Consider the following 13,236-nt stretch of genomic DNA (forward strand, 5'->3'; position numbering starts at 1 on the left):
GCCCGCGCCGCTACAGCTTCTCGATCGGCGCGATCTTGATCAGGAGCTTCTTGCGTCCTGCGGCGTCGAACGCGATCTCGGCGATACGCTTCGCCCCCTGGCCCGTGACCGCCGACACCGTGCCCTCGCCGAAGTCGACGTGCTTGATCCGGTCACCAGCCACGAGCTCCATGTCGCCGTTGTCGCGGACCTGGCCGGACACCCGGTTCGCCCACTCCGTCTTCGGGCGGGTCTTCTGCGCCGCTGCCGCACGGTCGTAGGAGCCGCCGCCCCAGCCGCCTCCGCCGCGGTAGCCGCCACCGCCCCCGCCGCCGAACCCACCAGCGCCGCCGCCACGACGGGCGTTCAGCGCGCGGGGCTCGGTGCCGCCACGGCTGTTCGCCATGCCGGGCGACTGCTTCCACTCGATGAGGCCTTCGGGGATCTCCTGGAGGAACCGCGAGGGCATCGCCACGTTGACGTCGCCGAACTGCGCCCGGGTCATCGCGAGAGACAGGAAGAGCGACTTCTTGGCGCGGGTGATGCCGACGTAGAACAGCCGGCGTTCCTCCGCGGGACCACCGGGTTCGTTCGCGGACATCCGGTGCGGGAGCAGGTCCTCCTCGACACCCGTGAGGAACACCGCGTCGTACTCCAGACCCTTCGCCGTGTGCAGCGTCATGAGCGACACCGTGCCGGAGGAGTCGTCGAGCTCGTCCGCAGCCGCGACCAGCGACACCTCGGTCAGGAAGTCGGACAGGGTGCCGTCCGGGTTGTTCTTCTGGAACTCGCGCGTCACCGCGACGAGCTCGTCGATGTTGTCCGCCCGCGCGGCGTCCTGCGCATCCGGCGACTTCCGGAGGTTCTCGAGCAGCCCGGATCCGTCGAGGAGCTGCGTCAACGTGTCGACGACCGGCTGGTCCTGCGCCTTGGCGGAGACCTCGTCGAGGAGTGCCGCGAACGCGGTGATCGCGTTCCGGACCTTCGGACCGAAGCCGAGCTCGTCCGCATGTCGCAGGGCCTCGCGCATGGTGGTCTCGTGCTCGTCGGCGTACCGCTGCAGGGTCGTCTCGGTGACGGCGCCGATGCCGCGCTTCGGGACGTTGAGGATGCGGCGGAGCGCCATCGGGTCGGCCGGGTTGGCGATGGTGATCAGGTACGCCATCGCGTCCTTGATCTCTGCGCGCTCGTAGAACTTCGTGCCGCCCAGCACCCGGTACGGGATCGCGGCCCGGATGAAGATCTCCTCCAGCGCGCGGGTCTGTGAGTTCGTCCGGTAGAACACCGCCATGTCGCGGTAGTCCATGCCGTCCTCGTGCAGCCGCTGGACCTCGTCCGCGACGAACTGCGCCTCGTCGTGGCCGGTGTACCCGGTGAAGCCGACGATCTTGTCCCCGGCACCGACATCGGTGAACAGGTTCTTCGCCTGCCGGTCGAAGTTGTTCGCGATGACGGCGTTCGCGGCGTCGAGGATGTTCTGCGTCGAACGGTAGTTCTGCTCGAGCAGGATGACCTTCGAGTTCGGGAAGTCCCGCTCGAACTCGACGATGTTGCGGATGTCGGCCCCACGGAAGGCGTAGATCGACTGGTCCGAGTCGCCGACCACGGTCAGGGACGCGGGCGCGATCGATCCGTCGGCCTCCCGCATGCGCGCGACGTGCTGCCCGGCGTCCTCGAGCGCGTCGACCTGCTCGACCGGGACCGGACGCGTGAGCTCACGGATGAGGGCGTACTGGGCGTGATTGGTGTCCTGGTACTCGTCGACGAGGATGAACCGGAACCGCCGCTGGTACAGCGCCGCGACGTCCGGGAACGCCCGGAACAGGAAGACCGTCTGGCCGATGAGGTCGTCGAAGTCGAAAGCGTTCGCACGGCGGAGCTCGTCGGTGTAGCGGCGGAACACCTGGGCGAACATGACCTCCTGTGGGTCGTTCGCGTTGATGTTCCGGACGTAGGTGTCGACGTCCTGCAGCTCGTTCTTGAGCTTCGAGATCTTCGAGGCCGCAGCACCGACCGTCAGACCGAGCTGGTCGGCCTCGTACTCCTTGATGATCCGCTTGAGCAGCGCACGGGAGTCGGCCGAGTCGTAGATCGTGAACGACTGCGAGAACCCGAACCGCTCGGCTTCACGCCGCAGGATCCGGACACAGGCGGAGTGGAACGTCGAGATCCACATGCCCTCCGACTCGCCCCCGACGAGGGCTCGGACGCGCTCGCGCATCTCGGCCGCGGCCTTGTTCGTGAAGGTGATCGCGAGGATCTGGGACGGCCATGCCTCGCGGTTGGCGAGCAGCAGCGCGATGCGACGTGTCAGCACGCTCGTCTTGCCCGATCCCGCACCCGCCACGATGAGCAGGGACTCGCCGCGGTACTCGACGGCTTCCTTCTGCTGGGGGTTCAGACCCGCGGTGAACGGGTCTTCGTAGGCAGCGGCCCCGCCACCCTGCTCGGGCGACGAGTCGAACGGTTCCAGCACGATCGTCATGTCCGGTTCAGTCTAGGCCGCACCCCCGACAGCCGGACCCTCGGCAGCCGGACCCCCGACAGCCGGACCCCCGACAGCCGGTGCAGTGCCGCCCACCACGACCCCACGGAGTGGCTCACCCCCGTTCCCCGTGCCGTCACCCCGCCGCCACCACGACGTTCCGCTGGGCGACGGGCACGAGCGGCAGGTCGCTGACACCCCAGTCGTTCCGCCCGATCCGGATCGTGCTCCCGGTCCCCGGAGCGTAGACGCCGTACCGCGGATGCGCGGCCGTGGCGACGACCGACCCGAACGCACGGTTGTCGCTGATCGTCACGTCGTTCGCAGCGTCGCGGACGTCGACGGCGCTCCGGTAGGCGGGCTTGTCCACCCAGCCGAGGTCCTCGACGGTGTTGCCGACGACCTCGGAGGCGGTGTTCGAGTGCGAGAGCATGATGCCCCTGGTCAGTCCGGACGTGATGCGGTTGTCCGCGATGACGAGCCCCGAGGTGAGCGACGCGAAGACGCTGGCCGACATCGAGGTCCCGTCGCCGTAGCCGCTGATGGTGTTGCCGCGCACCGCTCCCGTCGCCCGCTCAGCGGAGGACCCGACCGTGCTGCCGGCTCCTTGCACCTTGATCGCGCCCCACCTCGTGCCCGTGTCGGAGTACTTCCCCGTCCACGTCACGGTGTTGCCGGAGACCAGTGCGTCGAGCGGTGCCGCGTCGGGCGCCGTCCCGGCCAGGCCCTTCAGGGGCACGAGTGCGATCCCGGTCGCGCAGTCCACCACGGTGTTGTCCCGGATCGTCACGCGGACCCCGCCGTGGGTGTCGATCCCCTCCCATCGCGGAACGTCGCGGACCTCGTTGCCGACGATGACGATGTCCGAGCAGCGCGGCGCGTCCTCGAGGCTCTGGTTCGTGTCCCGCGTCGCCGCGATCCCGTACGAGTTGGGGTAGTCCTGCTGGTGCAACCCCGAGACGACGCAGCCACGGACGGTCCCGCCGACGACGGACAGCAGCCGCACTCCCGAGTAGGCGATGTCAGAGATGCCGATGCGCTCCAACACCAGGCCGCGGACTCCGCTCACGAGCACGCCGGCGTACGGGAAACCCCGCACGGACCCCCCGAGCACCTGCACGTCGTCGAGCGTCCCGGTCGCCCCGGCGCTGACCGCGATGCCGCTCGACCGGGAGGCGTCCTGCCCGGTGAACGTGCTCCCCGGTCCCTCCACACGCGGATCGAGGAGGGTGACGCCGGACGACCGCACGGTGATCCCGGTCTGGCCGGCACCGACGACGATGCAACCGCCCGGGCCGAAGGTGACGGTGCCCGGGCGGTCGACGACGATCGGTCCCCGCACGGAATCGATGACCTCTCCGTCCCAGCGCTCGGCCACCGTTGCCCGCGCGCGGTCGGCGGGCGGCACCCCGACAGCCAGGGCGAGGCCCGCACCGATGGACCCGATCAGGAATGGACGTCTTCGCACCGAGCCATCATGTCATGTTCCAGATGTCGGTTCCGAAGCGGCGGATCGGGCCGCGATCGCCAGGTCCGGGTGGTCCGCGAACACACCGTCGACGCCCGTCCGGACGATCGACGTGAACCACCGCTCCCAGTCCCCGTCCGCGGCGAGGTCCCCACCGCGTCGGAGTGGCGCCGGCAGGAACCGGTTCTCCGGCCGCAGCGTCCACGTGAACACCGCCAGCCCGGCGGCGTGCGCCCGGTCGACGATCGAGCTGCGCACCGGCCCGCGGTCGTCCACCGCGCGGGTGTCGACCCCGGCCATCAGGGTCCGCAGCGGCACGCTGATGCCGTGGAACTCGCCGGCGAGCGCAGCGAGCGCCTCGTCCGACCGCTCCGACGCGTACGACGGAGCCGCCGACCCGTGGACGGCGACCTCGTCCGCGGCGCTGCCCCGCGCCTCCTGGAGGTACACGAGCCGACCACCCGTCCGACGCGCGCGGAGGTCGCGGAGCACGCCCTTCTCGAACGACTCGACCGTGAGCCGCTCGTCCTGCCGCCACCCGGCGGCGGCGAGCGCCCCGTCGAGCAGCTCGCCCATCGGGAACCCGGCCCGCTCGAAGAACGTCGCGTGCTTGACCTCCGCCACCAGTCCGACCGGCCGCGGAGCGTCGTCGAGGATGGCGAGCAGGTCCTCCAGCCGGAGGACCGGGTCCGTGCCGTCGTGGGCCGCCGACGCGGGGCGGAGCTCCGGCAGTCGTTCGCGCGTCCGGAGCGTCTGCAGCTCCGCCCACGTGAAGTCCTCGGTGAACCACCCCGTCAGGGTGTGTCCGTCGACGGTCTTCGTCGTCCGACGGTCCGCGAACTCGGCGTGGTCGGCGACGTCGGTCGTGCCGGAGATCTCGTTCTCGTGCCGCAGGACCAGCACGCCGTCCCGGGTCGGCACGAGATCCGGCTCGATCGCGTCGCACCCCTGGTCGATCGCGAGCGCGTACGCACTCCGCGAGTGCTCCGGGCGGTGTCCGGAGGCGCCGCGGTGGGCGATCACGAGGGTCATGGGCGCACCCTAGCGCGCTGCCGCGAACGGCAGCCGTCGCGGATGGGGCGACACCTGAACGGGCCGGGAGGCTCGGCTCGCGTCCGCCTCGCAGCCCGCGCCCGACGGGCGCTCAGGCCCGGCACGGCGAACTCCGAGCGCGCGGTGCGACGATCAGCACGAGCGACCGCGGGACGACCGTTCCGCTCGCTGCGAATCCCCAGCCTCCGGGGCTCGATGCTCCGTAGGCTGAGAGGACTCAAACATCCGAGAGAGGACACCATGGCCTTCAAGCCCGGTTTCGACCAGTCCCCCGCCTTCAACGACGCGGGCCGGAACGCCTGGGGCACGGGCGCCGGTCAGCAGCAGGCTGGCTGGGGACAGACGCCGCAGCAGGGGCAGTACGCCCCGGGCATGACGCCCGAGCAGCTGCAGTACATGTACGACCGTCCGTCGGCCAGCACGGTCGACACGGACCGCATGTCGTACGAGGACACGATCGTCAAGACGCTCCTCGCCTTCGGTGTGCTCCTGGTGGGTGCGGTCGCGGGTTGGAACCTCCCGCCGGTCGTGTGGATCGTCGGGGCGCTCGTCGGCGTCGTCCTCGCGATGGTGAACACCTTCAAGAAGAAGCCGTCGCCGGCGCTCGTCCTGCTGTACGCCTTCTTCGAGGGGCTGTTCGTCGGTGGGATCTCGGGCTACTACAACAGCGCGTTCGACGGCATCGTCACCCAGGCGGTGTTCGGCACGCTCGGGGTGTTCGCGGTCACGCTGCTGCTCTTCACCTCCGGCAAGGTCCGGGCGACGCCCAAGGCCACCCGGTTCTTCCTCGTCGCGATCGTCGGCTACATGGCGTTCTCGCTCGTGAACCTCGTGCTCATGTGGACCGGTGTCACGAACACCGCGTTCGGTCTGCTCGGCGTCACGGTGTTCGGCATCCCGCTCGGCGTCGTGATCGGCATCTTCGTGGTCCTGATGGCGGCGTACTCGCTCGTCCTCGACTTCGACCAGATCAAGACGGGCGTCCAGCGCGGCGCTCCGCGGATCTACGCGTGGACGGCGGCGTTCGGCCTCATCGTCACACTCGTGTGGCTGTACCTCGAGATCCTGCGCATCCTCGCCATCATCGCGAGCAGCTCCCGCAACTAACCCGCACGCACGACACGACACCGAGGGCCCCGGCGACCACACCGGGGCCCTTCGTCGTGCTGGGAGCACCCGCCCGTGTTGGTCGCACGACGTGCCGCGCGCAGAACCGGTTGGTCGCAGAACCTGTCGTCACCGACCGGCTCGGGCGACACGTTCTGCGACCAACACGCGATCCGACGGCGCCCCGCACGCACGACACCCCGCACGCGCCGCGCTCCCCGCACGCACGAGGGCCCGGCACGCAGCGCGCGTGCCGGGCCCTCGTGGCGGGGAGTGGCTACTCCCACTCGATCGTCCCCGGCGGCTTCGACGTGACGTCGAGCACGACGCGGTTCACGTCCGGGACCTCGTTGGTGATGCGGTTCGAGATCTTCGCGAGGGTGTCGTACGGCAGGCGCGTCCAGTCGGCCGTCATGGCGTCCTCCGACGAGACCGGACGCAGCACGATCGGGTGACCGTAGGTGCGGCCGTCGCCCTGGACGCCCACCGAGCGGACGTCGGCGAGCAGGACGACCGGGCACTGCCAGATCTCCTCGTCGAGGCCGGCGGCGGTGAGTTCCTCGCGCGCGATCTTGTCGGCCGCACGGAGCAGCTCCAGCCGCTGCTTGTCGACCGAACCCACGATGCGGATGCCGAGCCCCGGGCCGGGGAACGGCTGGCGTCCGACGATGACCTCGGGCAGACCGAGCTCGCGGCCGACGGCGCGGACCTCGTCCTTGAACAGGGTGCGGAGCGGCTCGACGAGCTCGAAGGTCATGTCCTCCGGCAGCCCACCGACGTTGTGGTGCGACTTGATGTTCGCCGTGCCCGAACCGCCCCCGGACTCGACGACGTCGGGGTAGAGCGTGCCCTGCACGAGGAACTTGACCTGGCCCTCGGAGTCGGAAGCCTTGGCCTCGAGCACGAGGGCTTCGGCCGCCGCCTCGAACGTGCGGATGAACTCGCGCCCGATGATCTTGCGCTTCTGCTCCGGGTCGCTGACGCCGGCGAGGGCGTCGAGGAACTGCTGCTCGGCGTCGACCGTGACGAGCCGGACGCCGGTGGAGGCGACGTAGTCCTCCTCCACCTGCTTGCGCTCGTCGGCGCGGAGGAGCCCGTGGTCGACGAAGACGCACGTGAGCTGGTCGCCGACGGCCTTGTGCACGAGGGCCGCGGCGACGGCGGAGTCGACGCCGCCGGAGAGCCCCGCGATGACCCGCGCGGAGCCGACCTGCTCCTTGATCCGCGCGACCTGCTCCTCGATGACGTTCGCGGAGTTCCAGTCGCCGGGGAGGCCTGCGGCACGGTGCAGGAAGTTCTCGAGGACGGCCTGGCCGAACACGGAGTGCTTGACCTCGGGGTGCCACTGCACGCCGTAGAGCTTGCGCTCGTCGGACGCGAACGCGGCGACGGGGGTCGAGGCGCTCGAAGCGAGGACGTCGAAGCCCTCCGGCGCCTTGGCCACGGAGTCGCCGTGCGACATCCAGGTCACCTGCGACCCCGGCTGGTCGCCGAGGAGCACGCTGTCGGTACCCGTCACGGTGACGTCGGTCGCGCCGTACTCACGCTGGCCGGTCTGCGCGACCTCTCCGCCGAGGGCCGTCGCCATCGCCTGGAAGCCGTAGCAGATGCCGAGCACCGGGACGCCGAGGTCGAGGATCGCGCCGTCGAGGGACGGGGCACCGGCCTCGTACACGGAGGACGGGCCGCCGGACAGCACGATGGCCGCCGGGTTCTTCGCCTGCACCTCGTCCGCGGTGATGGAGTGGGGGACGATCTCGCTGTAGACGTTGGCCTCGCGCACGCGGCGAGCGATGAGCTGCGCGTACTGGGCTCCGAAGTCGACGACGAGGACGGGACGCTGTTCGGTCTCGCTCACCGAGCGGCCTCCTTCTCACGCTGCTGGGCAGCGGTCAGCTCGTGGTAGGTGTCCATGGCGATCTTCTGCATGCGGTGCTCGACCACGAAGGACATGAACGGGATGACGCCACCGAGGGCGATCAGCAGGAAGCGGATCGGCTTCCAGCGCATGATGCTCCACAGACGGAAGTCCGTGAAGAGGTAGAGGACGTACAGCCAACCGTGGGCGATGAGGATGCCGATCGACAGGTTGAACGTGCCGGGGGCCTTGCCCGCCGTGCCCTCGGGCACGAAGAACTGGCCGCCACCGAGCTGCATCTCGAGGTGCAACGGGGTGTACTTCAGGATCATCTCGACCACGAGGGCGAGGAGCAGCACACCGGTGATGTACGCGGAGACGCGGTACCACTTCACCGCACCCGGGATCTTCGGGACGTCGCGGGTTCGGACGGTCAGGGCCATATCCGCCATCCTACCGTCGGTCGAGGACGGCCCCGTCGGCGCTCGCACCGTCCGCGCTGAGGAGCCGTTCACGACGCTCCTCCTCCTCGCGCTCGAAGGCGTCCTTCACGAAGCGGTACCAGAGGAACACCGCGAACCCGGCGAAGACGGCCCACTCGATCGCGTAGAACAGGTTGAGCCAGTCGAACTGGACCTCCCGCGTCGGGGCACGGTCGGCGATCGTGCCGAGGTCCGCTGCCTTCGCGGTGCTGCCGTCGGCGACGACGTACCCGAGGTACATCCGGTCGTCGAACTGCTTCCACGTGTTGACGAACCGTGCGGGTGCGACCGCCGAGTACTCGCCCTTGTCGTAGGCGTCCTGGTCCGGCGATTCGGCCGGGTACAGCCGGCCCTCGACCGTCACGGTCGCGCCGTCCGCCAGACGGTCGCCCCCGGCGACGGCGGCCGTTCGCTGGTCGGACCACCCGATGACGACCGGGAGGCTCGCTCCGGTCCCCGAGACCACCAGGTGTCCGACGGTCTGGTAGGTCCCACCCCCGCTGCGGCCGGTCAGGACGGTCGTGTCGCCCTCGACGAAGGTGCCGCTGACGCGCACCTTCTGTCCGGCGAGCGAGTCCACCACGGGGCGCATCGGCGCGAGGGCGTCCTCGAGGGACTTCCGCGTCTCGGTCGTCGCCGGGAGCGGCTTCCCGTTCTCGATGCTCCGCTCGAGCTGCCACTTGCCGAGGAACGCGAACACCGCCGCGAGCAGGAGCGCGAGCAGCAGCAACGCGATCCACTTCGGTCGTCGGGCAACGGCCCACATTCGTATCAGTACTCCGGATCGCGCTGTCGCACCGGACGTTCGGGACGCTCGGCGGGGATCTCCACCGACGAGGTCACGGGTTCGTCGACGGGCTCCGGTGACCCATTCTCCCGCTCTTCCCTACCAGCCGCCTCCACGAGCGCGAACTCCTCGGCGAACTGGCGGTCCCGTTCGGCACGGCGGGCGGCGGCGTCGGCGTCCTGCTGGGCCACGCCGGCGACGGCCGCGGCGTCGACGGCGTCGTCCATCGCCGTGCTCGTGCCGCGGCCGAGGCGCGCGCGGAGCCGCGAGCGCAGGCGCGCGACGCGCGCCGGGCGGACCGCCACGCGACCGATGCGGTCCGAGTTGACGGCGAGCACGGGACCGAGGATCGCCATCACGAGGACGTAGAGGCCCGCGAACGCGGTGATCCGTGCCTCCAGGCCGGCGGCGGCGGACAGCGTCGCCAGGATGAGCGCGAACTCGCCGCGGTTCACCAGGATGACCGCGGTGTTGATCCCCTGCTGGACCGAGAACCCGTTCATCCGGGCGACGACCTGTCCGGCGACGGCGTTCAGCACGACGGTCATGCCGATCGCGCCGAGGACCGGCCAGAGCACCTCGCCGAAGGTGGACAGGTCGAGGCCGAGGCCGAAGTTCACGAAGAAGAACGCGGCGAACACGTCGCGCATCGGCAGGGCGAGCTGCTCGATCCGGTCACGGTAGCGGGTTGCGCCGCAGAGCAGGCCGATGACGAACGCGCCGATCGCGTCGGTGACGCCGAGGATCTCGCCGATCCCGCCGAACATCACCGCGAGGCCGAAGAACAGCACGGTGAAGAGCTCGTCGTCACGCGTGGCGAAGATCCGCGAGACCCACTTGCCGGCGAACCGGGCGAGGGTGAACATCACGACGAGGAAGCCGAACGCGAGCGCGAGCTTGCCGACGACTCCCCAGACGTTCGTGTCACCGGAGAGGACGACCGAGACGATCGCCAGGTAGATGGCGATGAAGACGTCCTCGATGACCGTGACGCCGAGGATCATCGGTGTCTCGTCGTTCGCGAGCCGCCGGAGCTCGATGAGGAGCTTCGTGACGATGGCACTCGACGAGGTCGCGGTCATGCCCGCGATGATCAGGGCCTCGCGCGTGCCCCACCCGAGCGAGAACCCGAACGCGAAGCCGACCCCCATGTTGATGGCGACGTACGTGCCGCCCGACACGAGGAGCTTGCCCGCGTTGCCGTAGAACTCCTCCTGGTCGAACTCGAGCCCGAGGTTGAACAGGAGCAGGACGAGCCCGAACGTCGCGATGAGCTCGATCGTGTCGGACTCGACGCTCAGGCCGAACCAGGGCGTGTGCGGACTCGCGACGAGCCCGACGACCATGTAGATCGGGATGGCGGGCAGACCGATGGTCTTGCCGAGGCGTCCGAGGACGTAGGCGATGAGGAACAGGCCACCGATGGTCAGCAGCTCACCACCGAGCTCCACCCTTACGCCCCCGGCGGGGACGGGGCCTGCGCCGCGGCCGCGAGCTGACCGCTGCGGTAGTACGAGAACGCCTTGGCGACCTTCTCGGGGGAGCCGGCGACCACGATGGTGTCCCCGGGGAACACGACGAAGTCGGGCGAGGGTGCGGGGTTGGCGGCGTCGCCGCGGACCACCGCGACGACCGTCAGGCCGATGAACCCGGCGTCGTGCAGGTCGCCGAGGGGCTTGCCGGCGATGGCGTCGTCGTAGTCGACGGAGAACCAGTCGATCGACAGGCCCGGGATCTCGTCGAGCTTGTCGAGGCCCTCGGTGATGCGGGTGCCGCCGAGCAGTTCGGCGAGCGTGTGTGCCTCGTCCTCGCTGAGTCGGAGCGAGACCTTCTCGGACTTGTCGGCGCCGTCCGAGACGTCGGCGAAGGAGATGAGGTCGGAGTGTCCCGACCGGTGCGTGATGACGCCGCACTTGCCACCGTCGTCGGTGTAGAAGCTGTGCAGCACGCCGACTCCGGGGAGCTTGACGCGATGGACGTCGACCATTGGATGGCCTCCCTTGTTGAGTACCCCGATGATAACCACGGGCGGCCCTCGCGCATTCCGCAGCGCACCGCGCCAGCAGGCCGGTCGGGGGGCAGGTCCGGTCGGGGGGCGGGTCCGGTCTGGAGGCGCGGTGCGGGTCGGCGACGTCCGTCGCCTACCGGGGTTCGCTCGTCTTCTCGCCGACCACCTGGCCGTCGGACGCCTTCGCGCCGTCCGCGCCGCTCGACCGGCCGCCGCCCACGACGACGTCGTCCTCGTCGAAGCCGAACGCGATGTCCGGCGCCTCGAGCCGGACGCGGTCCGCCGACTCGTCGTCGGGCTGCAGCTGCGACTCGCGCTCGGCGGCGACGCGCTTGAGGTAGTTCGACACCTCGTTCTCGGTGGTCTCCTGGTCCCAGCCGAGGACGTCGGCCATGAGCTTCGCCGCGACCGGCGCCGCCGACTCGCCGCGGTCCCACGCCTCGATCGAGATGCGGGTTCGGCGGGCGAGCACGTCCTCCAGGTGCAGCGCTCCCTCGTGCGACGCCGCGTAGACGACCTCGGCCCCGATGTAGTCGTCGGCCTGCGGGAGCGGCTCGGCCAGCGACGGGTCCTGCTCGACGAGGTCGAGGACCTCGGTCGCGAGCGTGCCGTACCGGTTGAGCAGGTGCTCGATGCGGACCTTGTGCACGCCGAACGTCCTGGCCGTCCGGCCCCGCCGGTTCCAGGCGGCCGGGTAGCCCTCGGCGCCGAGCAGCGGGATGTCCTCGGTGGTCGACTCCGGGATCTTGCCGTCCATCGCCGCGACGGCCTCGTCGATGGCGTCCTTGCCCATCACGCGGTAGGTCGTCCACTTGCCGCCGGCCACGACGACGAGCCCGGGCACGGTGTGCGCGACGACGTGCTCGCGGCTGAGCTGCGACGTCTGGTCGGACTCGCCCGCGAGCAGCGGACGGAGGCCGGCGTAGACGCCCTCGACGTCCTCGCGCGTCAGCGGCACCGCGAGCACCTTGTTGACGTGCTCGAGGATGTAGTCGATGTCGGCCGCGGTCGCCGCCGGGTGCGCCTTGTCGAGGTTCCAGTCGGTGTCGGTGGTGCCGACGAGCCAGTGCCGACCCCACGGGATCACGAAGAGGACGCTCTTCTCGGTGCGGAGGATCATGCCGGTGTTCGACTGGAAGCGGTCGCGCGGGATGACGAGGTGCACGCCCTTCGACGCCCGCACCTTGAACTGCCCGCGGGTGCCGACCATCGCCTGCGTGTCGTCGGTCCAGACGCCGGTCGCGTTGACGACCTGCTTCGCCCGGATGTCGAACTTCTCCCCGGTCTGGATGTCGTGCGCGTGCGCCCCGACGACCCGCTCCCCGACCTTGATGAAGCCCTCGATCCGGACCCGACTCGCGGCGTGCGCACCGTACGACGCGGCCGTGCGGACGAGCGAGGCGACGTAGCGCGCATCGTCGACCTGGGCGTCGTAGTAGGTCATGCCGCCGATGAAGGCGTCCTTCTTCAGGCCCGGCATGTTCCTGAGCACCTGCTTGCGGCTGAGGTGCCGGTGGTGCGGGACCCCGGGAGGTCGACCGCCGGACCAGCTGAACACGTCGTACATGGCCATGCCGATGCCGATGTAGAAGCGCTCCCACACGCGGTGGTTGAGCGGGTACAGGAACCGGACGGGCTTCACCAGGTGCGGGGCGATGCGCTGGAGGAGCAGCCCGCGTTCGATCAGGGCCTCGCGGACGAGTGCGAAGTTGAGCTGCTCGAGGTAGCGGATGCCGCCGTGCACGAGCTTCGACGAGCGGCTCGAGGTACCAGACCCCCAGTCGCGCGCCTCGACGATCCCGACGCTCAGGCCACGGGTCGCGGCGTCGAGCGCGCTGCCGGCACCGACGATGCCGCCACCGACGACGAGGACGTCGACCTCGTGCTCCTTGAGCGTCGCGATCGCGGCGGCGCGTTCGTCCGGACCGAGCTTGGTCGTCGGGTCGAACCCGACTCCTCCGGCCGCGGTGCTGCCGGTCGTGGTGGTGGGTGCCTTCGCCATCGTCGCC

At 70.0% G+C, this 13,236-nt stretch carries 10 protein-coding genes; 1 reads left to right on the forward strand and 9 read right to left on the reverse strand.

Annotation, left to right across the window (positions count from 1 at the left end):
- Positions 1-10: 10 nt before the first annotated feature.
- The 3 genes from Csp2054_RS06840 to Csp2054_RS06850 form a co-directional block, all read right to left on the reverse strand.
- A complete protein-coding gene (locus tag Csp2054_RS06840; RefSeq protein ID WP_096898565.1) occupies positions 11-2,464 on the reverse strand; it encodes an ATP-dependent helicase in 2,454 nt (817 codons plus the stop codon).
- Positions 2,465-2,600: 136 nt separating this feature from the next.
- The gene (locus Csp2054_RS06845) at positions 2,601-3,932 is read right to left on the reverse strand and encodes a right-handed parallel beta-helix repeat-containing protein (RefSeq protein ID WP_096898566.1); all 1,332 of its coding nucleotides are present in this window, start codon (positions 3,930-3,932) and stop codon (positions 2,601-2,603) included.
- Positions 3,933-3,944: 12 nt separating this feature from the next.
- Positions 3,945-4,964, reverse strand: coding sequence for a glycerophosphodiester phosphodiesterase family protein (locus Csp2054_RS06850; protein ID WP_096898567.1), 1,020 nt, complete (start codon positions 4,962-4,964; stop codon positions 3,945-3,947).
- Positions 4,965-5,225: 261 nt separating this feature from the next.
- Here Csp2054_RS06850 and Csp2054_RS06855 point away from each other — a divergent pair, with 261 nt between their 5' ends.
- Positions 5,226-6,092, forward strand: a complete 867-nt coding sequence (locus tag Csp2054_RS06855) for a Bax inhibitor-1/YccA family protein (protein ID WP_096898568.1) — start codon at positions 5,226-5,228, stop codon at positions 6,090-6,092.
- A 277-nt stretch (positions 6,093-6,369) separates the two neighbouring features.
- On the opposite strand, the gene guaA is transcribed toward Csp2054_RS06855, so the two are convergent.
- From guaA to Csp2054_RS06885, 6 genes are all read right to left on the reverse strand, one after another.
- Positions 6,370-7,950, reverse strand: a complete 1,581-nt coding sequence (gene guaA, locus Csp2054_RS06860; RefSeq protein WP_096898569.1) for a glutamine-hydrolyzing GMP synthase — start codon at positions 7,948-7,950, stop codon at positions 6,370-6,372.
- Positions 7,947-8,393 carry a DUF3817 domain-containing protein gene (locus Csp2054_RS06865; protein ID WP_096898570.1) on the reverse strand — a complete coding sequence of 149 codons (447 nt, stop codon included), beginning with the start codon at positions 8,391-8,393 and terminating at the stop codon, positions 7,947-7,949. The genes guaA and Csp2054_RS06865 overlap by 4 nt, the downstream gene beginning before the upstream one ends.
- Positions 8,394-8,403: 10 nt before the next feature.
- Entirely contained in the window at positions 8,404-9,198 is a 795-nt protein-coding gene (locus tag Csp2054_RS06870; RefSeq protein ID WP_096898571.1) for an SURF1 family cytochrome oxidase biogenesis protein, read from the reverse strand.
- Between the two features lie 5 nt (positions 9,199-9,203).
- The gene (locus tag Csp2054_RS06875; protein ID WP_096898572.1) at positions 9,204-10,670 is read right to left on the reverse strand and encodes a cation:proton antiporter; all 1,467 of its coding nucleotides are present in this window, start codon (positions 10,668-10,670) and stop codon (positions 9,204-9,206) included.
- Between the two features lie 2 nt (positions 10,671-10,672).
- Positions 10,673-11,206 (reverse strand): cation:proton antiporter regulatory subunit, encoded by a 534-nt coding sequence (locus Csp2054_RS06880; RefSeq protein ID WP_096898573.1) that lies wholly within the window; start codon positions 11,204-11,206, stop codon positions 10,673-10,675.
- A 154-nt stretch (positions 11,207-11,360) separates the two neighbouring features.
- Complete coding sequence (locus Csp2054_RS06885) at positions 11,361-13,229, reverse strand: glycerol-3-phosphate dehydrogenase/oxidase (protein WP_096898574.1); 1,869 nt, start codon at positions 13,227-13,229, stop codon at positions 11,361-11,363.
- Positions 13,230-13,236 lie beyond the last annotated feature (7 nt).

The organism is Curtobacterium sp. 'Ferrero', assembly GCF_002412165.1.
Classification (GTDB): domain Bacteria; phylum Actinomycetota; class Actinomycetes; order Actinomycetales; family Microbacteriaceae; genus Curtobacterium.